At 61.2% G+C, this 25,224-nt stretch carries 25 protein-coding genes; 15 read left to right on the forward strand and 10 right to left on the reverse strand.

The features are described from left to right. The first annotated feature begins 21 nt into the window (after positions 1-21). Positions 22-2,016: an SDR family oxidoreductase gene (locus ACK2VC_RS15330; protein ID WP_486731245.1), complete on the forward strand. Its 1,995-nt coding sequence runs from the start codon at positions 22-24 to the stop codon at positions 2,014-2,016. A gap of 39 nt (positions 2,017-2,055) precedes the next feature. On the opposite strand, the gene ACK2VC_RS15335 is transcribed toward ACK2VC_RS15330, so the two are convergent. Further along, positions 2,056-2,523: a fasciclin domain-containing protein gene (locus tag ACK2VC_RS15335; protein WP_486731246.1), complete on the reverse strand. Its 468-nt coding sequence runs from the start codon at positions 2,521-2,523 to the stop codon at positions 2,056-2,058. A gap of 125 nt (positions 2,524-2,648) precedes the next feature. On the opposite strand from ACK2VC_RS15335, the gene ACK2VC_RS15340 reads away from it, so the two are divergent. Together ACK2VC_RS15340 and ACK2VC_RS15345 are read left to right on the forward strand one after the other, a co-directional pair. After that, on the forward strand, positions 2,649-3,623 hold the full coding sequence (locus ACK2VC_RS15340; RefSeq protein WP_486731247.1) for an esterase/lipase family protein: 975 nt from the start codon (positions 2,649-2,651) through the stop codon (positions 3,621-3,623). A 13-nt stretch (positions 3,624-3,636) separates the two neighbouring features. Beyond that, positions 3,637-3,915, forward strand: a complete 279-nt coding sequence (locus ACK2VC_RS15345) for a hypothetical protein (RefSeq protein WP_486731248.1) — start codon at positions 3,637-3,639, stop codon at positions 3,913-3,915. 17 nt (positions 3,916-3,932) lie between these two features. On the opposite strand, the gene ACK2VC_RS15350 is transcribed toward ACK2VC_RS15345, so the two are convergent. From ACK2VC_RS15350 to ACK2VC_RS15360, 3 genes are read right to left on the reverse strand one after another with little or no spacing between them, the layout of a single operon-like run. Beyond that, positions 3,933-4,868 (reverse strand): lipase family alpha/beta hydrolase, encoded by a 936-nt coding sequence (locus ACK2VC_RS15350; protein WP_486731249.1) that lies wholly within the window; start codon positions 4,866-4,868, stop codon positions 3,933-3,935. 18 nt (positions 4,869-4,886) lie between these two features. After that, entirely contained in the window at positions 4,887-6,518 is a 1,632-nt protein-coding gene (locus ACK2VC_RS15355; protein ID WP_486731250.1) for an FAD-dependent oxidoreductase, read from the reverse strand. 9 nt (positions 6,519-6,527) lie between these two features. After that, positions 6,528-7,052 (reverse strand): hypothetical protein, encoded by a 525-nt coding sequence (locus ACK2VC_RS15360; RefSeq protein ID WP_486731251.1) that lies wholly within the window; start codon positions 7,050-7,052, stop codon positions 6,528-6,530. Positions 7,053-7,221: 169 nt separating this feature from the next. Here ACK2VC_RS15360 and ACK2VC_RS15365 point away from each other — a divergent pair, with 169 nt between their 5' ends. Continuing rightward, complete coding sequence (locus tag ACK2VC_RS15365) at positions 7,222-7,917, forward strand: DUF8198 family protein (RefSeq protein ID WP_486731252.1); 696 nt, start codon at positions 7,222-7,224, stop codon at positions 7,915-7,917. A 127-nt stretch (positions 7,918-8,044) separates the two neighbouring features. On the opposite strand, the gene ACK2VC_RS15370 is transcribed toward ACK2VC_RS15365, so the two are convergent. The 4 genes from ACK2VC_RS15370 to ACK2VC_RS15385 all read right to left on the reverse strand — a co-directional run bounded on the left by ACK2VC_RS15370 (position 8,045) and on the right by ACK2VC_RS15385 (position 10,365). After that, entirely contained in the window at positions 8,045-8,506 is a 462-nt protein-coding gene (locus tag ACK2VC_RS15370) for an RDD family protein (protein WP_486733259.1), read from the reverse strand. A 61-nt stretch (positions 8,507-8,567) separates the two neighbouring features. Further along, positions 8,568-9,401, reverse strand: a complete 834-nt coding sequence (locus tag ACK2VC_RS15375; RefSeq protein WP_486731253.1) for a DUF3106 domain-containing protein — start codon at positions 9,399-9,401, stop codon at positions 8,568-8,570. A 2-nt stretch (positions 9,402-9,403) separates the two neighbouring features. After that, positions 9,404-9,802 carry a DUF3619 family protein gene (locus ACK2VC_RS15380; RefSeq protein WP_486731254.1) on the reverse strand — a complete coding sequence of 133 codons (399 nt, stop codon included), beginning with the start codon at positions 9,800-9,802 and terminating at the stop codon, positions 9,404-9,406. Further along, positions 9,799-10,365: an RNA polymerase sigma factor gene (locus tag ACK2VC_RS15385; RefSeq protein WP_486731255.1), complete on the reverse strand. Its 567-nt coding sequence runs from the start codon at positions 10,363-10,365 to the stop codon at positions 9,799-9,801. Before ACK2VC_RS15385 ends, ACK2VC_RS15380 begins: the two co-directional genes overlap by 4 nt. A 505-nt stretch (positions 10,366-10,870) precedes the next feature. Between ACK2VC_RS15385 and ACK2VC_RS15390 the strand changes: the two genes are divergently transcribed. The 7 genes from ACK2VC_RS15390 to ACK2VC_RS15420 all read left to right on the forward strand — a co-directional run bounded on the left by ACK2VC_RS15390 (position 10,871) and on the right by ACK2VC_RS15420 (position 18,507). Continuing rightward, on the forward strand, positions 10,871-12,580 hold the full coding sequence (locus ACK2VC_RS15390; protein WP_486731256.1) for an acetolactate synthase 3 catalytic subunit: 1,710 nt from the start codon (positions 10,871-10,873) through the stop codon (positions 12,578-12,580). Positions 12,581-12,582: 2 nt separating this feature from the next. After that, positions 12,583-13,074, forward strand: a complete 492-nt coding sequence (ilvN, locus tag ACK2VC_RS15395) for an acetolactate synthase small subunit (RefSeq protein WP_486731257.1) — start codon at positions 12,583-12,585, stop codon at positions 13,072-13,074. 47 nt (positions 13,075-13,121) lie between these two features. Continuing rightward, complete coding sequence (gene ilvC, locus ACK2VC_RS15400) at positions 13,122-14,138, forward strand: ketol-acid reductoisomerase (RefSeq protein WP_486731258.1); 1,017 nt, start codon at positions 13,122-13,124, stop codon at positions 14,136-14,138. Between the two features lie 142 nt (positions 14,139-14,280). Beyond that, positions 14,281-15,015, forward strand: a complete 735-nt coding sequence (locus ACK2VC_RS15405; protein WP_486731259.1) for an SIMPL domain-containing protein — start codon at positions 14,281-14,283, stop codon at positions 15,013-15,015. 97 nt (positions 15,016-15,112) lie between these two features. Further along, on the forward strand, positions 15,113-15,784 hold the full coding sequence (locus ACK2VC_RS15410) for a phosphatidylserine decarboxylase (protein ID WP_486731260.1): 672 nt from the start codon (positions 15,113-15,115) through the stop codon (positions 15,782-15,784). A 94-nt stretch (positions 15,785-15,878) separates the two neighbouring features. Next, on the forward strand, positions 15,879-16,706 hold the full coding sequence (pssA, locus tag ACK2VC_RS15415; RefSeq protein WP_486733260.1) for a CDP-diacylglycerol--serine O-phosphatidyltransferase: 828 nt from the start codon (positions 15,879-15,881) through the stop codon (positions 16,704-16,706). A 250-nt stretch (positions 16,707-16,956) separates the two neighbouring features. Continuing rightward, complete coding sequence (locus tag ACK2VC_RS15420) at positions 16,957-18,507, forward strand: 2-isopropylmalate synthase (protein ID WP_486731261.1); 1,551 nt, start codon at positions 16,957-16,959, stop codon at positions 18,505-18,507. A 92-nt stretch (positions 18,508-18,599) separates the two neighbouring features. Here the strand turns inward: ACK2VC_RS15420 and ACK2VC_RS15425 are convergent, their stop codons facing one another. Together ACK2VC_RS15425 and ACK2VC_RS15430 are read right to left on the reverse strand one after the other, a co-directional pair. Beyond that, positions 18,600-19,061 (reverse strand): Hsp20/alpha crystallin family protein, encoded by a 462-nt coding sequence (locus ACK2VC_RS15425; protein ID WP_486731262.1) that lies wholly within the window; start codon positions 19,059-19,061, stop codon positions 18,600-18,602. 102 nt (positions 19,062-19,163) lie between these two features. Further along, positions 19,164-19,622, reverse strand: coding sequence for a hypothetical protein (locus ACK2VC_RS15430; RefSeq protein ID WP_486731263.1), 459 nt, complete (start codon positions 19,620-19,622; stop codon positions 19,164-19,166). Between the two features lie 227 nt (positions 19,623-19,849). Between ACK2VC_RS15430 and rpsO the strand changes: the two genes are divergently transcribed. The 4 genes from rpsO to ACK2VC_RS15450 all read left to right on the forward strand — a co-directional run bounded on the left by rpsO (position 19,850) and on the right by ACK2VC_RS15450 (position 25,114). Then, entirely contained in the window at positions 19,850-20,119 is a 270-nt protein-coding gene (gene rpsO / locus ACK2VC_RS15435) for a 30S ribosomal protein S15 (protein ID WP_486731264.1), read from the forward strand. 188 nt (positions 20,120-20,307) lie between these two features. Next, entirely contained in the window at positions 20,308-22,446 is a 2,139-nt protein-coding gene (pnp, locus tag ACK2VC_RS15440; RefSeq protein WP_486731265.1) for a polyribonucleotide nucleotidyltransferase, read from the forward strand. A gap of 354 nt (positions 22,447-22,800) precedes the next feature. Further along, positions 22,801-24,093, forward strand: a complete 1,293-nt coding sequence (locus ACK2VC_RS15445; protein ID WP_486731266.1) for an NAD(P)/FAD-dependent oxidoreductase — start codon at positions 22,801-22,803, stop codon at positions 24,091-24,093. A gap of 40 nt (positions 24,094-24,133) precedes the next feature. Beyond that, positions 24,134-25,114, forward strand: a complete 981-nt coding sequence (locus ACK2VC_RS15450; protein WP_486731267.1) for an NAD(P)H-quinone oxidoreductase — start codon at positions 24,134-24,136, stop codon at positions 25,112-25,114. Positions 25,115-25,224: the final 110 nt, after the last annotated feature.

The raw sequence follows: 25,224 nt of genomic DNA on the forward strand, positions 1-25,224 counted from the left end.
CGAAATAAACCAGGGGGAAACATGCAATATTTCGTGACAGGCGCCACCGGCTTCATCGGAAAACGATTGGTCAAAAAACTGCTGGCACGCAAAGGCAGCGTGGTTCATTTTCTGATGCGGCAGGAAAGCGCGGACAAGGTGTCCGAGCTGCTGGCGTATTGGGGCGTCGGCAAGGCGCGCGCGATTCCTGTGTTCGGCGATCTGCGTGAAGCGAAGCTGGGTTTGTCGAAGACCGATCTCAAGGCACTCACGAAAAATATCGACCACTTTTTTCATCTCGCCGCGATCTACGACCTCAAGGCCGATGCCGAGGAACAGATGGCGGTCAACGTTGAAGGCACGCGCAACACCGTGGCGTTGGCCAACGCCATCGGCGCCAGGAATTTTCATCACGTCAGTTCGATCGCGGCGGCCGGTCTGTTCGAAGGTATCTTCCGCGAGGATATGTTCGAGGAAGCGGAAAACCTCGACCATCCGTATTTCGCCACCAAGCATGAATCGGAAAAAATCGTGCGCGAGGAATACAAGGGCGGCAAAGGCACACTTCGTATTTACCGCCCCGGCATGGTGGTGGGCGATTCCAAGACCGGCGAGATGGACAAGATCGACGGTCCCTATTATTTCTTCAAGCTGATCCAGCGCATCCGCCAGTTGCTGCCGCCGTGGATGCCGACCATCGGCATCGAGGGCGGGCGCATCAATATCGTGCCGGTCGACTATGTGGTCGACGCGATGGATCACATTGCGCACCAGCCGGATTTGGCCTCCGATTGCTTCCACCTGACCGACCCCGAGCCGCTGCGCGTGGGCGACGTGCTGAACACCTTCGCGCGCGCTGCGCACGCGCCGACCATGAGCCTGCGCATCAACGCCGCTTTGCTGGGTTTCGTGCCGAAATCGGTGAAGAAGGGCCTGATGTCGCTGACCCCGGTGCGGCGCGTGCGCAATGCGGTGATGAAGGATCTCGGGCTGCCGGAAGACCTGATGCAATTCATCAACTATCCGACCCGTTTCGACAATCGCGCCACTGCCGCCGCCTTGAAAGGCAGCGGCATCGCCTGCCCGCGCCTGGCAGATTATGCCGATCGCATCTGGGATTACTGGGAGCGCAACCTCGACCCCGATCTGTTCATTGACCGCACGCTGGGGGGACAGGTGGCCGGCAAGGTGGTGCTGGTCACCGGCGGTTCGTCCGGCATCGGCCTGGCCGCGGCCCACAAGCTGGCGGAAGCGGGCGCGACTACGATCATCTGCGGCCGCGACGAGGAAAAACTGGCCGAGGCGCAGAAGGAAATTCGTGCACGCGGCTTCGACGTCGTCACCTACGCGGTGGATATCGCCGACATGGCCGATTGCGACCGCTTCGCGCAACTGCTGATCGCCAACCACGGCTGCGTCGATGTGCTGGTCAACAATGCCGGGCGCTCGATCCGGCGCGGCATCGAATCGAGCTATGAGCGCTTCCACGATTTCGAGCGCACCATGCAGTTGAACTACTTCGGAGCGCTGCGCCTGACGATGGGCCTGCTGCCGGCGATGGTGGTGCAAAAGCGCGGTCAGGTCATCAACATATCCTCGATCGGCGTATTGACCAATGCGCCGCGCTTCTCCGCATATGTGGCATCGAAGGCGGCGCTGGACGCCTGGACCCGCTGCGCGGCATCCGAATTCGCCGACATGGGGATCAATTTCACCACGATCAACATGCCGCTGGTGCGCACGCCGATGATCGCGCCGACCAAGATCTACCAGAACGTGCCAACCCTGGCGCCGGAGCAAGCGGCCGACTTGATCGCCCAGGCGATCGTCTACAAGCCGGTACGCATCGCCACCCGGCTAGGGATTACCGGCCAGGTGCTGCATGCGCTGGTACCGCGCGTGGCGCAAATCGTCATGAACACCAGTTTCCGCATGTTTTCCGATTCGGATGCGGCGGCCGGTGGCGAGAAGAAAGCGCCGCGGTTGACGGCGGATCAGGCGGCGCTGGAACACATGTTGCGCGGCGTACATTTTTAAATCCGGAACGGGTGCGCTTCGGCGCACCCGCGGCATTTCTCATTTCGGCAGCAGCACCGTATCGATTGCCTGAATCACGCCATTGTCGGCAAGCAGGTCGCTCTGGATCACGTTGGCGTTGTCGACCGTAACCTTGCCATTGTCGGACGTCACCGTCAGCATGTCGCCCTGGATGGTCTTGGTCTGGCCAGGCTTGAATTCGGTGACCAGGATTCTTCCCGGGAGGATATGGTAGGTCAGCACTTGCGCCAGCCTGACCTTGTCCTTCATCAGCGCGTTCAGGGTACCGGCAGGCAATTTTGAAAACGCGCCATCGGTCGGTGCGAAGATGGTGAAAGGACCCGGGCCCTTCAGGGTGTCGGCCAGGCCGGCTTCTTGCAGTGCTTTCACGAAGGTCTTGAACGAGCCGTCGGCGGCCGCGGTCGCCACGATGTCGGCACAGAATGCCGGCAGGCTGGGGTTGAAAAAAGCCGCGAGTGCAGAGACCGTGAGCAGTAATTTTTTCATCGCAACTTCCTTCGCCGGCAGCGCGCTTGATATTCGTCTGTTGCCTTGTGATTAAAAAAGTTCCTGCACGTGCAGGCCGGAAATGGAATCATGGCTGGCAGCAGGATTTAAGGACGAAAGGTCCCATGACCGATTTGCCGCATCGCCCACTCGCCGAGCGGCGCCCGTACTGGATTGCCGCCGGCGTCAGTGTCCTGAATGGGACGTTGGGCGATTATCTGCAGCAACGCAACAATGGCCTGGCCTTGCGCATGGGGTTCATGCACGACGGACGATCGCTGCCGCTAACCCGCGCCGACTTGCTGCGGGCGCAGCCGGCAGCCACGGCCAAGCTGTGCATTCTGGTGCATGGGCTGTGCTGCAACGAAAATACCTGGAGCTGGAAGGCGCCCGACGGTGGTTGTGTCACATACGGCAGCCGCTTGCAATCGGAACTGGGCTACACGCCGTTTTACCTGCGCTACAACAGCGGCTTGCCGATTGCGCAGAATGGCGCGGCGCTGGCTGCGCTGCTCGCGGAGCTGCTGGCTGCCTATCCGCTGGCGGTGGATGAAATCGTCCTGCTTGGCCACAGCATGGGCGGCCTGGTGCTGCGCGGTGCTTGCGAGGTGGCGAGTCGGCAAAATTTGCCGTGGGTCGAGCGCGTGACCCGGGTGTTTTATCTCGGTACACCGCATGAGGGTGCGCCGCTGGAACGATTGACGCACGCCGCGGTGGCAACGCTGAAAGCGGTGCCGAATCCGATTATCGCGATAATCGGCGACGCGCTCGATTTGCGCAGCCGTGGCATCAAGGATTTGCGTCGCGGCGATGCGCTGGTGTCGACATCGGAGCGGAAATTGCAGCCGATTGCGTGGCTGGCTTCGGCGCAACACTATCTGATTGCCGCTAGCCTGGCTGAAAATCCGCAGCATATCGCCAGCCTGCTATTGGGCGATGCGCTGGTTCCCCTGCCGCGCAAGAAGCGCGGTCGGACCGATTCGGTGGCCGCCGTACTGCCGGACCAAAACATCAAGGTGTTTGCCCGAATGCATCATATGCAGCTAGCGCACGATGCTGCGGTGTACGAACAGATACGCGCCTGGTGCGCCACCAACTGAAGAAGGAACAGACATGCCCTCATTATCGATAGCGCAGGTTCATGGTTTGAAAGATCTGGCGGTGGATGGGATCGCCGCCGGGATTGATGCCAGCGAGCAGGTGCAGCGAGCGATCACGCGGCAGGCATATGCGTTGCTGGCGCAGGTCGAGGTCATCGCGGCCCCGGTGCAGGTAATCGAACAATGCCAGCAAGCTGTAAGTGCTCTGGTCTACGCGTCATTGCGCGCTGCCACCCGGACCAGCGCCGCGCTTGCCGGCAGGCTGATCGACGGGCGGGATAAACCCGGCTGAGGCGATGTCGCGCTAGCTCAAGGCGATCCGGTACCCAGGATTTCCTCGACCACCAGCGCCTGGACGCCGGCATCTTGCGCCAGCGCCACGTGGCCGATTCCGCCCAGTTCGACGTTTTTGGCGCCGGCCAGCCGGGACGAGCTAGGCGGCGACACGATGTTATCGTGGTGCGAGTAAATCGACACGAACAGGCGATGCAGTTCGGCATCTTCGCTGGCCGCCAGCGCCTGTAGCCAGGCACTGGGCTGGCCCTGGCCGGAGCGTCCGCTCCAGCGCATTTCGCGCGTGTTGATGCCGACCCCGAAGCGGGCCAGCGCGGTGCCATGATGCGGGGTGCCGAGCGTGATGATTTTCGCGATGCGGCCCGCGCCATGCCGGCGCAGATACGCGCGGGTCGCCAGTCCGCCCATGCTGTGCGCCAGCACGACGATGCGTTGGCTGCCGCTGGCCGCGCACAGCGCCCGGATCGCGGCGTCAAGCGCCGGTACGTATTGCTCGATGCTGCCGAGTACCGGTTCCAGATCCAGTGCGTGGTGGCTGATGCCGGCACGCGCGAGCGCCCGGCTCATGGCATCCCAATAGCCGCTGTTGCAGACGTAGCCGTGCACCAGCAGCACCGCCGGCCCGCGCGGCGCGGCGGCCGGGCGCTGGTGGAACTGGCGAAACGGCATGCTCCATGAGGATGCGAACAAGGTGGCGTCGAACTCTTGCCAGAACAGGCGGCGCCGGCCACGCCAGTCGAGGCGGAAGGCGGGAGGGATGGCGCCGCGATAACGCGCCGCCAGACAAAAACTGCAGGCGGTAATCCCTACCCGCAGCAGGTACAGCAGGCCGGCGCCGAACACCAGTGCCGCCGCTTCATTCCACTGCCACAGTTGGCGCGCCAGCACCGCCAGTGCCAGCACCGACGCCAGTTGCAGCAGCAGCAGGATGCGCGCGGCGCGGGCGATCATGGCTGGCGCCGCCAGCGCTCAGGCCGCCGGCTTGCCGCCGAGCCGTTCGGCCAGGCCGCTCGCCAGGCGCGCGGTGATGCCGTAAATCGACAATTGCGGATTGGCGCCGATCGAGGTTGGAAACAGCGAGCCGTCATGAATCGACAGGTTGGCCACTTGGTGGTGCACGCCGTTGCCGGCCACCACGCCGCGTGCCGGGTCGTCCGCCAGCGGGCAGCCCCCCATTACGTGCGCCGACACTACGCGCGTTTGCAGCGGCTGATAGGGCAAGGCGTTGATCGCGCTGCGCGCCGCCGTCCAAGTGGTATAGCCGTCCGCCTTTTCATGCACCGGATGCACGCTCTTGGCGCCGGCGGCGAACTGGATCTCGGCCATTGACAGCAGCGCGCGCCGTACCCCGTCCCAGAAAAATGCGTCCAGCGGGTAATCCAGGCGCGGCGAGCCGTCGCTATTCAGTTGCACGGCACCGCCCGGCGACTGTTCGGCAAAGCCGTCGCGCAGCAACGCCAGCAACGCGTGCGTGTGGGAAAACTGCTGCATCATCGCCGCATGCTGCGCGCCGAAGCCCTGCATCGTGGTCGAGAACAGCACCGGGTGCAGCGGCGGCGCTTCCAGCTTGTAGCCAAGCGGGCCGTCGATCGCCTGGGTTTCCAGGAAATGGTCGGAGTAGACCGATTGCGGTGCGCCGTCAAAACCGTTGACCTGTTGCTGGAACAGGGCGGCGCAGATCACGGTCGGATGCAGGAAAGTGCGCTTGCCGAGCAGGCCGTGTGGATCCGGCGCTTGCGAGCGCAGCAGCAGCGCCGGCGTATTCATGGCGCCGCCGCAGACGACGAAATGGCGCGCCCGCACGGTGATCGTGACGCCCGTCGGCGCCAGGCCGTCGGCGTCGAGCGCGCTGCAGCTTAGGCTGTCGACCCGGTCGCCGCGCAACTGCAGGCGCTCGGCGCGGGTGCGGGTCAGCAATTGCGCGCCGCCGGCAAGCGCTGCCGGGATCGTGGTGACCAGCATCGATTGCTTGGCGTTGGTGGGGCAGCCCATGCCGCAATAGCCGAGATTCCAGCAAGCCCTGACATTGCGCCGTATGGTGTGGGTCGGGATTCCGAGGCGGGCGGCGCCGCGCCGCAGCAGGTCATTGTTTTCGTTTGGCGCGACCGGCCAGGGATGAATGCCGAGACGATGCTCCATGCGCTCGAACCAGGGCTGCAGCGCCGCTGCGCCGTAGCCGGAGAGGCCGTTTTTCTCCCAGTGGCGTAGCGTCGCTTCCGGGGTGCGGAAGCTGGAGGTCCAGTTGACGGTGGTCGAGCCGCCGACACAGCGGCCCTGCAGGATATTGATCGCCTTGTCGCCGGTCTTGCGCGCCGCCGATTCCTGGTACAGGGCAGGGTAGGCCTCGGCTTCGCGCATCTTGAAGTCGCGCGAGGATTTCAGCGGGCCTTCCTCGATCAACACCACCGAAAGGCCGGCCAGCGTCAAGATTTCGGCGGTGACGCCGCCCCCGGCGCCGCTGCCGATGATGGCGACGTCGGCCTCGATGCTGCGGTTGGCCGTGAGGGTGGAGGCATCGGTGACTTTCCAGCCGGCGGCGATCCCTGCCTGTACCGGATCGGGGATTGCTGCTGTGTGCGAAGGGGCTGCGGGTTGGCTCATGGTGGCGCGTCAGTGGGGAAGGGAAATCGGGCCGGGGTAGCCGATCGCCGGCCAAGCGCTTTCGTCGCTGTACCAGGAGCCGATGATCAGGTCATGCAGCGCCTGGTAGGCGCTTTGCAGCATGCCGAAACGATGCATGCGCCAGCTTTGCAGGAAGGCTGCCACATCCGCCGGCTTGGCGTTAGGCCAGTCGTCTGGCACGCCGGCCAGCAGGCGCCTGGTCGGTCCCAGCGTCAGCAAGCCGAACAGGTCGGCGATTTCCTTTTGGGTGCGCAGCGGCAGGCCCCCGATCGCCGCCTGGGTGCGCGCAATGACGGCGGCAATGATGCCTGGATCGGCCGCCGGCGTTGCCGGCAACGCGCCTTGCAGCATGGCCGGAACGATCGCTGCCAGTGCTGCGGTGCCGGCAGCGTCCAGCCGAAAGCGCTGCGCTGGCTTGCCGAGCGTGAAGCGATACAGGCCGCCAGCGAGCGCCAGCGTGGCGGCGCCAATCAGGCCGGTCTGGATGAATGCGCGACGGGAGATCATGGTCATGATGTTGTCAAGTTTTTTTCAGTGTACCGCACGTGCTGGATGCCCAATCGGACGGAACTAGAGCTTCACTTCTAGTGCCGCCATTGGTACGGGCGGCGATCGCTGCAAGAATATGGCTTCGGCAACTACGCTGGCGCCGGTTACGCGCGCCTGCTGCAGGGGGGCAAGCATGGAAAAACACGAACTGGTGGCGACGCTCAGAGCGAATTTGCAGGCGTTGGCGCAGCAAAGATCGGCCGCCCGGAGCGATCCGGCCACCCAGGCTGCGCGGCTGGCGCTACAGCAGTTTCAGGCGGCACGCATGACACGCAGCCATGCCGATTTGCTGGCGGCGCCCGAGTCGGCGGCAGCCGCGCGCTTTTTCCTGGACGATTTATATGGCGAGAAGAATGTGATCCAGCGCGATGCCGACCTCGAGCGTGTGTTGCCGACCATGGAGCGCCTGTTGCCCCTGCCGGCACTGATGGCGGTGGCCGAGGCGATCGAACTGGATGCGCTGTCGGAGCAACTGGATACGGCGCTGGCGGCGCGTCTGGGGCCGGATTTTAACGAGCGCGACTATGCCGCCGCCTATCGCGAAAGCGCCACGCGCGCCGCACGCGAGCAGCAGTTGCGGCAAGTGGAGTCGGTCGGCAACGGCCTGTGCCGGCTGGTGCGGATTCCATTGCTCGGAGCGACGCTGGCGATGATGCGCGGTCCGGCCAGGGTGGCCAAGCTAGGCGATTTGCAAAATTTTCTGGAGCGCGGATTCAACGCGTTCAAGGCGATGCCAAAACCGCAGCAATTCGTTGCCACCATCGTGGCGCGCGAAGGGCGCATATTGAACCAGCTTTATGCCGGCAGTCCACACCCATTTGACCTCTAGATATGCCGGGAATTTTGCTTTTCCTGGGGTATGGTGAAAAATCGCTCAGATAATAAGCGGTGTTGATTGGTCATGGCTGGAGTATGTTGCAACTACCAATCCCTGTAATACCAGCTTGAAACCCGGCTCAGCGCCGGCCGGCCTTGGGCGGCGGCGCCACATCGACCAGGCGCGTTCCGGCCAGGCGGTCGTGCAGGAAGCGGCGCTCGCGATCCAGGTAGACGGTGAGCGACCATAGCAGCAGGTTGCCCGCCGGAATCAGGACCAGCAGCCAGCCCCTGGCGCCCAGCATCCAGGCCGCGATCAGGCCGGGGACGCACCAGAACCAGGCCAACAGATAGCGGCCCAGGGCACGCAGCGCACCGACCGGTCCGCCGTCAGCGGCAACCAGGCGGATGCGCCAGGTCTTCATCGCCAGCGTTTGGCCGCCGTGACTCCAGAACCAGACGAAATAAATGCCGATGACAACGAACAACCAATCCTGCAGGCCGTTGCGCAAGTACAGCGCGTGACGCTGTTGCAGCAAGGTGGAAAATAGCCAGCCGGCAAAAAACAGCACGCCGAACAGCAGCATCGATTCATACAGCATGCTGCACAGGCGGCGCGCAAGCGAGGGGGTGGTGAGAGCCGGACTCAAGGGAATGACAATTCTAATGTTGAATGGGATCGGGCATGGATGCGAGCGGTTCGGGAGGCGGAGCGGGCTGTTCGGGAGGTAGTGCAAGTATCGGCGGTGTTGCGGGTGTTGTTTGTGCTGTTGCCGGCGCGGCGGTTGAGGCCGCCGCCGCGGGCGGTGGTGCCGGAACCGGGATTGCGGGCATCCCGCCCGGATGTCCTCCCGGCTGTGGAGTCAAGGCCTGTTCCAACACCGGTTGCGGGGTGGATTTCATCGGCGCCACAGCCGCCTTATTCCCACCTTGTGCCGGTGGCAAGGTAGTGACGCGTTTCTTGATCGTGGTATTTGCCAGTTTTTCCTTTTGCTCCGGCGGTAATTGCTGATATTGCTCCCAGCGTGCCGATTTCTGGTCCTGATCGAGTTTTTTTGCACGCGTGTAACTGTCCCGCGCCACCAGCCGTTGCTGGGGTGTCAATTTCACCCATTCGCTCATGCGTTTTTGCACACGCTGTTGCTCGGCCGGACTCATTGTGGCGTATTTTTTTCCGATGGCCAGCCATTTGGTTTTGCGCGCGGACGGCATGCTGTCCCATTCCGGCGCCAGCGGCGCCAGCGCCGTTTGCTGGGCCGCGCTCAACTCGGCCCAGGCGGGTTTGGTCGCAGCCGTGCTCCCGGCTTTTTTATTGGGCGATGTGGCGGCAGGGGCGGGCGCTGCTGGCGCGCTGGCCGCCGGTGCCCGGCTGCCGAGATCGGAGCTGCTTCGGATGGCGGCAATGGCAAGCAGGATGAGCGCCGCCAGCCCTAACAGGATCAGCAGTGCATGACGGCGCAGGCCGCCGGCAGTACCAATTGCAGCCGGCCATCCCACGCTCAATCTCCCCGCTTGGCGAGGAAGGCATTGAAGCCATGATCTGCATACGCCGATAGCGGCAGCTCATCCGCCAGCACCGCGGCGTCGAGGTCGGCGATGTCATTGATGTGGCTTTGCTGCTCGTATTGATACAAGCCGACGAACAGCAGCAATCCGGCCAATAGCGGCGCGGCAACCCCCAGTCGCGCCAGCCAGGAGCGGCTCTGGGGGCCGGAGCGGAAGGCTCCGGCGGCGGCCAAGGCCGGCGCCGCAGCCCGGACTTCCATTTTTTTGTGCGACAAGGCGAATTCGCGCGCGGCAAGCAGGCGCGCTGCCGTGGCGGCTGGCAATGCCTCGCTGCGCTGGTCCAAAGCGCGTCGTACCTTGTAGGCAAATTCCAGTTCTTCGGTGTTGTTCACAGGCTGATTCCTTTGGCTTTCAGCGCGCGCGCCAGCGCATGTGTGGCGCGCGAACAATGGGTTTTGACGCTGCCCTCTGAACATCCCATCACCAGGGCGGTCTCGGCAATGTCCATATCCTGCCAATAACGCATCAGGAAGGCTTCCCGTTGACGATCAGGAAGCTTTTGTACTTCGGCGTCGATGATCGCCAGAATCTGTTCGCGCTCGACCTGGTCAGCGCTGGGCCCCGCGGCTGACGAATCTTCCGGCACATACGTCGCCAGCAGATCGACCTCTTCGCCGCGCTCGTCGCTGTGATTGTTGCCGGAAAACAGCGAAACCCAGGTATTACGCACCTTTTCCCGACGATAATAGTCGCGTATCGTATTCTGCAATATGCGCTGGAACAACAATGGTAATTCGGCGGCAGGGCGATCGCCGTAACTGGAAGCGAGCTTGAGCATCGAATCCTGCACCACATCCAGCGCCGACTCCTCCTTGCGTACCGCGTACAACGCCTGCTTGAAGGCGCGGCGTTCGATGTCCGCGAGGAAATCGGAGAGCTCTTTGTCAGTGGCCATGCAATGCGACGTCGGGCGGGGTTACCTGGGATTGGTTGGGGGAAATGGCCTGAATACTCGCCGGCACTTGGTTCGCGGTGTGCGCATGCTAGCAAAAAAGCGCACATTGTGCCTGATTTCGCCGCTGAAGAGCGATACTCAAGTGATTCGGCGGGATTTTGCTTGACCAAAATGGTGCAACGCATTAACGTATCAAGCTCCTTGGAATCCCAAGGAGACCCCGGTCTTTTCATGTTTGACGCACCACGCCAAAGTCGAAGAGACATGCTTCATTTGAAAGCTGTTTGCTCTAACCCACGTCAAAAGCGTGAGAAATCCGTAGCGCTGCCTCAGCACATCCGGCCAAACGAGTTGCACCAAGCGCTGTTTTGGTAGCGCGCCCACTGGCGCGCGACGAAATCGCGTGACTGCACGCAAAGGGAAGCCGAAGCACTGTTGCCGCGCATGGTTTCGCCAGGAGAGAGCATCCGATCAATTTCCAATGGACCTTGAAAGGACTTGCACCATGTCTTCACCCATCACGGGCGCCGAAATCGTCGTGCGCTGCCTGGCCGAGGAAGGCGTCGAACATGTGTTCGGCTATCCCGGCGGCGCAGTACTCTACATTTACGACGCCATCTACAAGCAGGAAAAATTCCAGCATATTCTGGTGCGTCACGAACAGGCCGCAGTGCATGCCGCCGACGCCTATTCGCGCAGTTCGCAGAAAGTCGGCGTGGCGCTGGTTACGTCCGGACCCGGTGTGACCAACGCGGTTACCGGCCTGTCGACCGCCTACATGGATTCGATTCCGATGGTGGTCATCTCCGGCCAGGTGCCATCGAATGCGATTGGGCAGGATGCATTCCAGGAATGCGATACGGTCGGCATCACCCGGCCGTGCGTCAAGCACAATTTTCTCGTCAAGGATGTGCGCGATCTGGCACTGACGATCAAAAAGGCGTTCTATATCGCCACTACCGGCCGCCCCGGCCCGGTGCTGGTGGATATTCCAAAAGACATCACCGTGCAGAAATGCGTATTCGAGTATCCGAAAGAGCTCGAAATGCGTTCCTACAAACCGGTCGACAAGGGGCATTCTGGCCAGATCCGCAAGGCCCTGCAACTGTTGCTGCAAGCCGAGCGGCCGATGATCTACACCGGCGGCGGCGTGATCCTGGCGAACGCGGCACCGGAGTTGAATCAACTGGTCGACAAGCTTGGCTTTCCCTGCACCAATACGCTGATGGGTCTGGGCGGCTACCGCGCATCCAGCGACAAGTTTGTCGGCATGCCCGGCATGCACGGTACTTATGAAGCGAACATGGCGATGCAGCACTGCGACGTGCTGATCGCGATCGGTGCCCGTTTCGATGACCGCGTGATCGGCAATCCAAAGCATTTTGCAACGCGCGCGCGCAAGATCATTCACATCGACATCGATCCGTCGTCGATTTCGAAGCGCGTCAAGGTCGACATCCCAATCGTTGGCAACGTCAAGGACGTGCTGCAGGAATTGCTGGCGCAACTGGACACGATCGACGCCAAGCTGCCGCCGCTGACCGATTGGTGGCAGCAGATCAACCAGTGGCGTGGGCGTGAGTGTCTGAAATATGCAGGCTCGGACACCGACATCAAGCCGCAATCGGTGGTCGAGAAAGTCTGGCAGATCACCAAGGGCGATGCCTTCATTACTTCCGATGTCGGCCAGCACCAGATGTGGGCGGCGCAATACTACCGCTTCGACAAGCCGCGGCGCTGGATCAATTCCGGCGGGCTGGGCACCATGGGTGTCGGCCTGCCGTATGCGATGGGAGTGCAGATGGCCAATCCGGATGCCACCGTGGCCTGCATCACCGGCGAGGGTTCGATCCAGATGTGCATCCAGGAGTTGGCAACCTGCAAGCAGTATCACCTGACGCCGAAAATCATCATGCTGAACAACCGCTTTCTCGGTATGGTGCGCCAGTGGCAGGAGATCGACTACGGTTCGCGCTATTCGGAGTCGTATATGGATTCCTTGCCGGATTTCACCAAGTTGGTGGAAGCCTATGGCCATGTCGGCATGCTGATCGACAAGCCGGCAGACGTCGATGGCGCGCTGAAGGAAGCGTTTGCGATGAAAGACCGGCTGGTATTCATGAATTTCATTACGGATCAAACCGAAAACGTCTGGCCGATGGTCAAGGCCGGCCAGGGACTGACCGAAATGCTGCTTGGTTCGGAGGATCTGTAATCATGCGACATATCATTTCTGTCCTGCTGGAAAATGAGGCGGGAGCCTTGTCGCGCGTGGTCGGCCTGTTTTCGGCGCGTGGCTACAATATCGAAACCCTGACCGTGGCGCCGACCGAAGACGCAACCCTGTCGCGCATGACGGTGGTGACTTCGGGATCGGACGATGTGATCGAGCAGATCACCAAGCACTTGAATCGCCTGATTGAAGTGGTGAAGGTGGTTGATCTGACCGAAGGCCCGCACATCGAGCGCGAATTGATGCTGATCAAGGTGCGCGCGGTGGGCAAGGAGCGTGAGGAAATGAAGCGCACCGCGGATATTTTCCGTGGCCGCATCATCGATGTCACGGAAAAGACCTATACCATCGAATTGACTGGCAACAAGACCAAGCTGGATGCGTTCATCGACTCGATCGACCGCAGCTCGATCCTGGAAACCGTACGTACCGGCGGTTCCGGCATTGGCCGCGGCGAACGTATCCTGAAAATCTGATCCCGCATTTTTTCCCTCTTTAATTTCAATAAATCAATAGGAACGACATGAAAGTTTTCTACGACAAAGACTGCGACCTGTCCCTGATCAAGGGCAAGACCGTCGCCATCATCGGTTACGGTTCGCAAGGCCACGCCCATGCACTCAATCTGAACGATTCTGGCGTCAAGGTTACGGTGGGCTTGCGCAAGGGCGGCGCTTCCTGGGACAAGGCGAAAAATGCCGGCTTGAACGTGGCCGAAGTGAACGATGCGGTGAAAGCAGCCGACGTCATCATGATCCTGCTGCCCGATGAAAACATCGCCCAGGTCTACCATGAGAACGTCGCGCCATACGCCAAGCAGGGCGCGGTGCTGGCCTTCGCGCACGGCTTCAACGTGCACTATGGACAAGTCGTGCCGCGCGCCGATCTGGACGTCATCATGGTGGCGCCGAAAGCGCCGGGTCACACCGTGCGTTCGACCTATACCCAGGGCGGCGGCGTGCCGCAACTGATTGCGGTGTACCAGGACAAATCCGGCGTTGCGCGCGACATCGCGCTGTCGTATGCCATGGCCAACGGCGGCGGCCGTGCCGGCATCATCGAAACCAATTTCCGCGAAGAGACCGAAACCGATCTGTTCGGCGAGCAGGCCGTGCTGTGCGGCGGTACCGTCGAACTGGTCAAGGCCGGGTTCGAAACGCTGGTGGAAGCCGGCTATGCGCCGGAAATGGCGTACTTCGAATGCCTGCACGAACTGAAACTGATCGTCGACCTGATCTATGAAGGCGGCATCGCCAACATGAATTACTCGATCTCGAACAATGCCGAATACGGCGAGTACGTCACCGGCCCGCGGATTGTCACCGAAGACACCAAGAACGCGATGCGTCAATGCCTGAAAGACATTCAGACCGGCGAATACGCGAAGAGCTTCATTCTGGAAAACAAGGCTGGTGCACCGACCTTGAGTTCGCGCCGCCGCTTGACTTCGGAGCATCAGATCGAACAGGTGGGCGAGAAATTGCGTGCCATGATGCCTTGGATCAAGAAGAACAAGCTGGTGGATCAAAGCAAAAACTAATCCGGCGGTAACGGCTCCACTGTTGTTGGACGGAAGTTGTTGCACCGAATCCTGTAATTGGTAAAGTAAATGGGGCGTCACTGGGTGTCGCCCCATTTTTTTCTGGAGAATCGTCGTGGCGAAAATTGGAACTTGGGCATTCATGGCGGCCTTGACTGTCGTCGGCACGACTCCGCTGCTGGCCCATGGCCAGACGCCGGCTGCGGTGGCAACTGCCGGCGCCCTGGTGATTGTTCCCGCGTTTGGCGAGGTAACGCAGGCCAATGATGAAGCGCATGCGACCTTCATGCTTGAGGAACAAAACAAGGACAAGGCCGTGGCGGCGTCGCAAGTCAACAGGAAAATGAAACAAGGTACCGACATCATTCGCCAGGCGGATCGTAGTGCGACGCTGAAGACGCGTGGCTACTACACTTACCCGGTATACGCGGATGAGGCGGTGCGTGCGCCGGGCAGCAAGGCCAGGACCCAGATCGGCTGGCGCGTCGGCCAGTATCTGGAAATGAAGACGTCCAACCTGGACGGTCTGGCGAAAACCGTCGCCGCCGCGCAGAGTGTGTTGGCATTGAATGGCTTACAATTCGGCCTGACCGATGCGACGCAGAAAAAACTCGATCGGCAGCGGATTGAGGCGACCTATCAGAACTTGCTGGAGCGGATTGGCGCGATTGCCGGCGCGATGGGCCGCAACCCTGCCGATGCGGTAATCGAGACGGTGGATTTCGAGGGCTCGGGCGCTTATGCGCCAGCCGCGGCGGCGCCGAAGCTGATGATGCGAGCGTCGGCAGCCGACGCAGCTCCGGTGGAGGAGCCAAGTTTCGAGCCGGGCGAGACGACGCTTGGCATGCGGCTGGTGGGCAAAGTCAAATTCAAATGAGCCGAGCAGGCCATCATCAGAGAGACACTCTGCTGGCCAACGTAGAATCACCTGTATCTAACTTTTTGATCTTTTTCATGGAAATGCAGCCATTGCAATGGCTGTGTTTCGACTACAACCTGGAGCATCGTTGAACAATTATCCGCATCCGATTATTGCCCGTGAGGGCTGGCCGTATCTTGCCATCACTTTCGCCGTTGCCATCCTGGTGCTATGGCTGGCGCCGGTCTGGTCGATCCCATTCTGGATCATCGCGTTTTTCGTACTGCAATTCTTCCGCGACCCGGCACGGGTGATTCCCCAAGCCGCCGGTATCGTGCTGTCGCCGGCGGATGGCCGTATCGTCGTGGTGGAAAAGGCACACGATCCGTATGCCAAGCGCGAAGCGTTGAAAATCAGCGTATTCATGAACGTATTCAACGTGCACTCGAACCGGGCTCCGGTCGACGGCAAGATCGAAACGACCCAATATTTTCCGGGAAAGTTCGTGAATGCCGATCTGGACAAGGCCTCAATCGAAAACGAGCGCAACGCGCTGGTCATCACCGCATCAAACGGACAAACCGTCACCTGTGTACAGGTGGCCGGCCTGGTCGCCCGCCGCATCCTCTGTTATGTCAAGCCGGGTGAAAGCCTGTCGCGCGGCCAGCGTTACGGCTTCATTCGTTTTGGGTCGCGGGTGGACGTGTATCTGCCGTTGAGTGCCAAGCCGAACGTGGCGGTTGGCGACAAGGTGGCGGCAACGGAAACGGTCCTGGCCACTTTCTGACGCTTGCTATTTCCCCGCACACTGAACAGGAATATTTTGCATGGTCACCTTTCATCGCCGCAAAGCCAAAAGCCAAACCGGATCCTTGCTGAAAATGCGCCGTGCCCAGCAGCAGACTGATTCGGGAGAATCAGGGGAAGGGGCGGCACTCGCGGTGCGTCCAATGCCGCGGCGTGGCGTCTACCTGCTGCCGAACGCATTTACGACCGCCGCGCTATTTTGCGGCTTTTACGCGATCGTGATGGCGATGAATCTGAAGTTCGATCATGCATCGATTGCGATTTTTGCGGCGATGGTGCTGGATAGCCTGGACGGGCGGGTGGCGCGCATGACCAATACGCAAAGCGAGTTCGGCGCCCAATACGACAGCTTGTCGGATATGGTGTCGTTTGGCGCGGCGCCGGCGCTGGTGGTCTATGAATGGTCGTTGCGCGGCCTGGGCAAGCTGGGGTGGTTGGCCGCGTTTGTGTATTGCGCCGGCGCCGCGCTGCGCCTGGCGCGTTTCAATACCAATATCGAAGTGGTCGACAAGCGGTATTTTCAAGGTCTGCCGAGTCCGGCAGCCGCGGCCCTGGTAGCCGGCTTCGTCTGGTTGATGGATGACTTGCGCTTTGCCGGCGCCGATCTCGACTGGCTGTCATGGACTATCACGTTGTACGCGGGGCTGACCATGGTGACCAATGTGCCGTTTTACAGCTTCAAGGACATCAATTTCCGCAAACCGGTGCCGTTCATCGTTGCATTTTTGATGGTGCTGGTGCTGGTCGCCATTTCGGGCGATCCGCCAAAGGTGTTGTTCGGCCTTTTCGTGCTGTATGGCTTGTCCGGATATGCGCTGTATTTCTGGCGCTGGTTCAAGGGCAAGCCGGTGAGCATCGTGCAAACCGAGGTCGAAGGCGGCGAGGACGGCGAGCATCACTAGCGGACACTGTTTCGTCAAAAGGTTGCGCTTTTGGCGAAATGGGCCTATAGTTTTTGAATGTTCTGCGCCAAGCACACCATTATTTCCGCTTTCAGCAGCCTGATTCCAGGCCTGCTATCGATTTGCCTACTGCGCTAACGCGCAAAAATCCCATACCCCCACAATTCGTGCAGTTTCCCGTTCGTGCCGTCGGCAAGGACAGGCGAAAAGGTATTCAAAAATCGTAGCGCATTTTTTCAAGGAGTTTCAAATGACAGCAAATTCGGTCGACAAGCTCATTATTTTCGATACCACGTTGCGCGATGGCGAGCAGTCGCCGGGGGCCTCGATGACCAGGGACGAAAAGGTCAGAATCGCCAAGCAACTGGAACGATTGAAGGTGGATGTCATCGAGGCGGGATTTGCCGCCGCGTCGGACGGCGATTTCGAGGCAATCCGGGCGATCGCCGCGCTGATCAAGGACGCCACCGTGTGTTCGCTGTCGCGCGCCAATGACCGCGACATATCACGCGCAGCGGAGGCCTTGCGCGGTGCGGCCCAGGCGCGCATTCACACCTTCATCGCGACTTCGGCGCTGCACATGGAAAAGAAATTGCGCATGACGCCGGAGCAAGTGCTGGAGCAGGCCCGCTTGTCGGTGCGCTTCGCCCGCAATCTGGTGGCGGACGTCGAATTCAGCCCGGAGGATGGTTATCGCAGCGACGTCGATTTCCTGTGCCGCGTGATTGAAGCGGTGATTGCCGAGGGCGCCACCACCATCAACGTACCGGATACGGTCGGCTATGCGATTCCGGAGCTGTATGGCAATTTCATCAAGAACCTGCGCGAGCGGGTACCGAACAGCGACAAGGCAATCTGGTCGGTGCATTGCCACAACGATCTCGGCATGGCGGTCGCCAACTCTCTGGCCGGAGTGAAAATCGGCGGCGCGCGCCAGGTCGAATGTACGATCAATGGCTTGGGTGAGCGTGCCGGCAACTGCTCGCTGGAAGAAGTCGTGATGGCCGTCAAGACGCGCAAGGATTACTTCAACCTCGCGCTCGGAATCGACACCCAGCATCTGCTGGCGGCCAGCCGCATGGTGAGCCAGACTACCGGTTTCGTGGTGCAGCCGAACAAGGCAGTGGTTGGCGCCAATGCATTCGCGCACGCGTCCGGCATTCACCAGGATGGCGTACTGAAAGCGCGCGATACCTATGAAATCATGCGGGCCGAAGATGTCGGCTGGAGCGCCAACAAGCTGATCCTGGGCAAGCTGTCTGGCCGGAATGCCTTCAAGCAGCGGCTGGAAGAACTCGGTATCGGGCTCGATTCCGAGGCCGAGGTGAACGCCGCCTTCATGCGCTTCAAGGAATTGGCCGATCGCAAATCGGAAATCTTTGACGAAGACATCGTGGCGCTGGTGTCGGATGAAATGCAGTCCAGCGAAAATGAATACTACCGCTTTGTGTCCCTGTCGCAGCATTCGGAGACAGGGGAAAAGCCCAGCGCAAAAATCGTCTTTTCGATCAATGGCGCCGAATCACACTGCACTGGAGAAGGAAACGGCCCGGTCGACGCGATCGTCAATGCGATCGAGGGCAAGGTGCAAAGCGGCGCCGAACTCTTGCTGTTCTCAGTAAATTCGATCACCACCGGGACACAATCCCAAGGTGAAGTGACGATGCGCCTGTCACGAGCCGGGCGCATCGTCAATGGTGTCGGCGCCGATCTTGATATCGTCGTGGCTTCGGCCAAGGCGTATCTGTCGGCGCTGAACAAACTGCAGTCGCACGCGGAAAAACTGAATCCGCAACTGTAATTGCAGCCTGGATGACGGCAGTCACACCGGACCATGAAAAAGGCCGCACCGCCGGTGCGGCCTTTTTTTATTGGAGCTGCTGATGACGTAGCCTATTGGACGGTGATTTTTTTTGGTTGCGCCGGTTCTTTCTTCGGCAGCACCAGCGTCAGGACGCCGTTTTCCAGCTTGGCATCGGCACGATTTTCGTCCACCTCGCTCGGCAGCGTAAAGCTGCGGCTGAATTTGCTGATGACGCGTTCCGAATGCAGCAGGTTCTCGCCTTCCTTCGGCGTCATTTCGCGCTTCACTTCGCCCTCGATCGAGACGCGCCGGCTGTCCACGGAAAGCTTGATATCTTCCTTGGCGACACCGGGCATATCGGCCTGGACCACGAATCCCTGATCGTTCTCGATCACGTTCATGCGCGGGCTGACCGTGGTGAGGTCCTGGCTTTCCCGGGATGTAAGAAAACCTTCAAGCATGCTGTCCATCAGGCGTTCCAGAGGCTGATCGTAGGAACTTGCACGAAAGACCGTCGATACTGGAAACCCATTGCGTAACACAAGATTCATGATATCTCCTGTTAAAAAGGGAGCCGCGCTCCGACGGTTTCCAGATATGGCGGCTGGCAAAAATTTCAAGAGCCGGGATTCGGGCCGGCCGCGCATTGGCCGCTATCGGCGCAGGCGGCCAAATAGCCCGCGCTCCGGATCAGGGTCGAATTTCGGATCGGGGCCGTTTTCCAGCCTGCGCACGATGCCGGAATTATCGAAGTACACGTGCATCAAGGAATTCCAGACACCGCTTTCCTTGTACGGGTACGACCAGACTTCCCGCTGAACCAGAGTCAGGTAGCTGGTTTCACTGGGGGCGCCGATGGTACGCAGGACATCCTCCTTGTTGTCACGGTCGAGCTTGATGGTGGCGAATTTCTGCGTCGTCAGTACCTGTTCCCACGACAACAGGCGGCCGTCGGCGCCAATGCGAGCCATGAAGGTTTCCTGGCCCCATGGTCCGCGCCGGTATTCCAGCATATGTCCGTCCGCCAGCGGGTAGCGCGCCGTTGGTATTCCGACGCGCGCCACCAGCGTTGTTTCCGGGGCGCCCAGGCTGACCGGCGGCTGGCTGGTCAATGTGGTGCAGCCAGCCAGGACGGATATGGCTATGCAGCAACAAATCTGCGACAGGTTTTTTTTCATGGAAAAGATGGCGGTCAATAAAATGCTGGTATTCCGACAATTGAGCTGTCCGGGCATTTACTGTATACTCCGCGCTCTGGCCGATTTGACCAGCTTTTTTAACTTGTTGTTCACGATGTACGGGGTTGCGACTCCATGCATCGCATGTGAAAGGTAATTGTATGTCGATAGAAAAAGCCGCCAAGGCGGCAATCGTTGCCGATAACGCGCGTGGCGCCAATGATACCGGGTCGCCGGAAGTACAGGTGGCCCTGCTGACTGCCCGTATCAATGAACTGAACGGCCACTTCAAGGCGCACGTCAAGGATCATCATTCCCGCCGCGGCCTGATCAAGATGGTGAATCGCCGTAAAAGCCTGTTGTCGTACCTGAAAGGCAAAGACGCCAATCGCTATCGTGCACTGATCGAAAAACTCGGTCTGCGCAAGTAATTTCATTGCGACATCCAGGCCGATCCTGAGCTGGAATGCCCGCGTCAGTCCGCTGACGTGGGCATTTGCGTTTTTGTAGTTTGCAAAAACGGCGTGTGGCAACGGCTGGTGAGATGGCGGGCTGCCATCTGTGGTGAGGTGAACGACAGCGCCTGAAACTCTGTCGGTAAAAATAGAAAGGAAACCCCATGTTTAATAAAGTCACCAAGACCTTCCAGTATGGTCAGCATCAAGTCACGCTGGAAACCGGTGAAATCGCGCGCCAGGCTTCCGGCGCCGTACTCGTCTCGATTGAAGATACCGTTGTGCTGGCCACCGTGGTTGCCAGAAAGGATGCCAAACCTGGCCAGGATTTTTTCCCGCTGACCGTGGATTACATTGAAAAGACCTACGCTGCCGGCCGTATTCCGGGCGGTTTTTTCAAGCGCGAAGGCCGGCCATCGGAAAAGGAAACCCTGACCTCGCGCCTGATCGATCGCCCGATCCGCCCGTTGTTCCCGGAAGGCTATCTGAACGAAGTACAGGTCATCATCCATGTCCTGTCGGTCAATCCCGAGATCGATCCCGATATCGCCGCGATGATCGGCGCCTCGGCCGCGCTGGCGGTCTCCGGCGTGCCGTTCAACGGCCCGGTCGGTGCAGCTCGCGTCGGCTACATCGACGGCCAGTACGTATTGAATCCGACCACCTCGCAACTGGCGAAATCCGATCTGGATCTGGTGGTGGCCGGCACTGAAATCGCGGTGCTGATGGTCGAATCGGAAGCCAAGCAATTGTCCGAGGAAGTCATGTTGGGTGCCGTGGTCTACGGCCACGAGCAGATGCAGGCGGTGATCAATGCGATCCACGAACTGGTGCGCGACGGTGGCAAGCCGGAAGTCGAGTGGAGTCCGGCGCCGAAAAACGAGGCCCTGATCGCGCGTGTGACCCACTTTGCGGAAGCCAAGTTGCGTGATGCCTACCAGACTCGCGACAAGCAGGCGCGCACCGCCAAGCTGAAGGACGCCACAACGGAAGTCAACGCCGCCCTGGCTGCCGAAGCGGCCTCGACCGGTGCCGCGGCGCCGGACGCGGCCGAAGTTGGCAACATCCTGTTCGATCTGGAAGCGAAGATCGTGCGCTCGCAGATCCTCGAGGGCGAACCGCGTATCGACGGCCGCGATACCCGCACCGTGCGGCCGATCTCGATCCGCACCGGCGTGCTGCCGCGTACCCACGGCTCGGCGCTGTTTACCCGCGGTGAGACGCAGGCGCTGGTGGTGGCGACTCTCGGCACCGCGCGCGACGAGCAAAAAATCGACGCACTGATGGGCGAATACAGCGACCGCTTCATGCTCCACTACAACATGCCGCCGTTCGCCACCGGCGAAACCGGCCGCGTCGGCACGCCCAAGCGGCGCGAAATCGGCCACGGCCGTCTGGCCAAGCGCGCCTTGCAGGCGGCCTTGCCGGCGCCGGAAGACTTCAGCTATTCGGTGCGGCTGGTGTCGGAGATCACCGAATCGAACGGTTCGTCGTCGATGGCCTCGGTGTGCGGCGGCTGCCTGGCGCTGATGGATGCCGGCGTGCCGATGACCGCGCACGTGGCCGGCATCGCCATGGGCCTGATCAAGGAAGGCAACAAGTTCGCGGTGCTGACCGACATCCTGGGCGATGAAGATCACCTGGGCGACATGGACTTCAAGGTGGCCGGTACCGCCAACGGCATCACGGCGCTGCAGATGGACATCAAGATCCAGGGCATCACCAAGGAAATCATGCAGGTCGCGCTGGCGCAGGCCAAGGAAGGCCGCGTCCACATCCTCGGCAAGATGCAGGAAGCCGTGCCGCACGGGAAAGCCGAGCTGTCCGACTTCGCGCCGCGCCTGATCACGATCAAGATCAACCCGGAAAAAATCCGTGACGTGATCGGCAAGGGCGGCGCCGTGATCCGCGCGCTGACCGAGGAAACCGGCACCCAGATCGACATCAGCGACGAAGGCGTGGTCACCATCGCCTCGGTCGATGCCAGCGCCGGCCAGGAAGCCAAGCGTCGCATCGAGGAGCTGACGGCCTCGGTTGAAGTCGGCAAGGTGTACGAAGGTACCGTGCTGAAGCTGCTTGACTTCGGCGCCATCGTCCAGGTGTTGCCGGGCAAGGACGGCTTGCTGCATATCAGCCAGATCGCCAACGAGCGCGTGAATGCGGTGGCCGACTACCTGAAGGAAGGTCAGCAAGTGCGCGTCAAGGTGCTGGAAACCGACGACCGCGGCCGCCTCAAGCTGTCGATGAAGGCCGCCGCCGCGGAAGAGGGCGGCAACCACGCCACGCCGCACGTGGCCGAGTAAGGTCCGAGGCGCGATCCGGCATCCCGGATCGCACCGCCAAAAAAAAGCCGCCCGGTGGGAACGCCGCGCGGCTTTTTTCGTTGGGCGCAAGAATCAGCAGTCGACGGCCGTGGCGCAACTCTAGATCGTTAATACTGGGATGGGCATTTTTTAGAGTCGCCGACATATGGGCAAAATTTGCCCGTTTTTACTACATACTCCACAATTGGACGTTGTCGCCCCGGTTTGCCGGCGCGATCCCGGCGGTATTGGGTTGCTTCGGTTACCATGTCGGCCATGTCTGCAACGTGCTTTTGCGCGTCGCTTGCCGTCTTGAAAACGCAAAACCCGCCGGCTTGACCGGCGCAATCGTCCATGGTCCACATCGTTATCATCGGCTGCGGCTTTGGCGGCCTGGCGGCTGCGCGCGAACTGGCCGGCGCCGAGGTCCGGATTACGCTGGTCGATCGCAGCAACCACCACCTGTTCCAGCCCTTGCTGTACCAGGTGGCGACCGCCGGGCTGTCGGCACCGGCGATTGCGGCGCCGATCCGCCACATCCTGGCCGATCAGCGCAATTTGACCACGCTGATGGCCTGCGTCACCAATATCGATGTCGGGCGCCGCTGCGTGGTGCTGGAAGACGGCGACGAAATCGCCTATGACTACCTGATCGTCGCCAGCGGTTCCACCCATAGCTATTTCGGGCACGATGACTGGGCGTGCTATGCGCCGCCACTGAAGACGCTGGAAGACGCGTTCGAGATCCGCAAGCGCACGCTGATGGCCTTCGAGCATGCCGAGCGCGAGGCCGACGAAGGCAGGCGCGCCGCATGGCTGACCTTCGCCGTGATCGGCGCCGGCGCCACCGGCGTCGAAATGGCCGGTACGCTGGCGGAAATCGGCCGCCATACCTTGCGCGGGGAATTCCGCCATATCGATTCACGCCACGCGCGCGTGGTGCTGCTGGAAGGTTCGGAGCGCGTACTGCCGCCGTATCCGCCCGACCTGTCGGAAAAGGCGCGCGTACAACTTCTGCGGCTTGGCGTCGAAGTGCGCACCGGCTGCCAGGTGAGCGCGATCGACGCCGATGGCGTGACTTTTTCGGGGCCGGAGGGCGAGGAGCGGCTGCAATCGAAAACCGTGATCTGGTCGGCCGGCGTCGCCGCCTCGCCGCTGGGCCGTGCGCTGGCGGCGCCTGGCGGCGCGCAGCTCGACCGCGGCGGCCGGGTCCGGGTCGAACCGGATTTGTCGCTCCCCGCCCATCCGGAGGTATTCGTGATCGGCGATCTGGCGGCCGTCAGCAGCGGCGGCAAGCCGGTGCCGGGCGTATCGCCGGCGGCCAAGCAGATGGGGCGCACTGCGGCGCGCAATATCCTGCTGCGCATCAAAAGGCAGCCGGGCGTCGTCTTTCGCTACCGCGATTTCGGCTCGCTGGCCACCATCGGCCGCAAGGCGGCGGTGGCGATGGTCGGCCGCATCAAGTTTTCCGGCTATCCGGCCTGGCTGTTCTGGCTGTTCGTCCATCTGTATTTCCTGATCGGCTTTCGCAATCGCCTGATGGTCATGACCGATTGGGCCTGGGCCTACATCACGTTCGAACGGAACGCGCGCATCATCAGCAACACCGAAGCCGGAACTGGCGCCACAACGCGCGAACCGGGTTAGCCGGTTCGCCCAACATCAATGAATTTCTGGAGAGGCAAGCATGCGAGCGATTGAAATCACCGAATATGGCGCACCCGAGGTGCTGCAGCCATGCCAACGGCCGCTGCCGGTCCTGAAGCCGGGCGAAGTGCTGATCAAGGTGCATGCGGCCGGCGTCAATCGGCCCGACGTATTGCAGCGCGTCGGGCATTATCCGGTGCCGCCCGGCGCCTCCGATCTGCCCGGGCTGGAAATCGCCGGCGCCATCGTCGATGGCGATCTGGCCGGCACCGACTTTCAGATCGGCGACATGGTGTGCGCACTGGTGCAGGGCGGCGGCTATGCCGAGTACTGCACGGCGCCGCTCGGCCAGTGCTTGCCGGTGCCGCGTGGTTTGTCTGCGATCGAGGCGGCGTCGCTGCCGGAAACCTTCTTTACGGTCTGGAGCAATGTCTTCGATCGGGCGCGCCTGTCCGCCGGTGAAACCTTGCTGGTGCAGGGCGGCAGTTCCGGGATTGGCGTTGCCGCGATCCAGATCGCGGCGGCGCTGGGCCATCGGGTTTTCGCCACCGCCGGTTCGGATGAAAAATGCCGCGCCTGCGAGGCGCTTGGCGCCGAACTGGGCATCAACTACCGCAGCGCGGATTTTGTCGAAGCGGTCAAGACCGCGACTGCCGGCAAGGGTGTCGATGTGATCCTGGATATGGTTGGCGGCGAGTATGTGCCGCGCGAGATCGGCTGCCTGGCGGATGATGGGCGGCTGGTGCTGATCGCCTTGCTGGGCGGCTCCCGCGCCACGATCGACCTTGGCCAGGTCTTGCGCCGGCGCCTGACGCTGACCGGCTCAACCCTGCGCCCGCGGCCGGTGCCATTCAAGGCGGCCATCGCCGAGCAGTTGCGGCAACGGGTCTGGCCGCTGATCGAAGCCGGCAAAATCAAGCCGGTCATCTATCGCACCTTCCCGCTGGAGCAGGCGGCGCAGGCGCATGCGTTGATGGAAAGCGGCGCGCATATCGGCAAGATCATGCTGACCATTTCATAAATATCCGGAGTATTTTTGAAGTTCGCCGTATTACCTACCGAAAATGGCAATATTTCGGCATACTCCGCCATTGGTGATCTTTGGTGAGCGCTGCCGCGAAGCTTCCGGAA

The organism is Herbaspirillum sp. WTB6, from assembly GCF_057457785.1.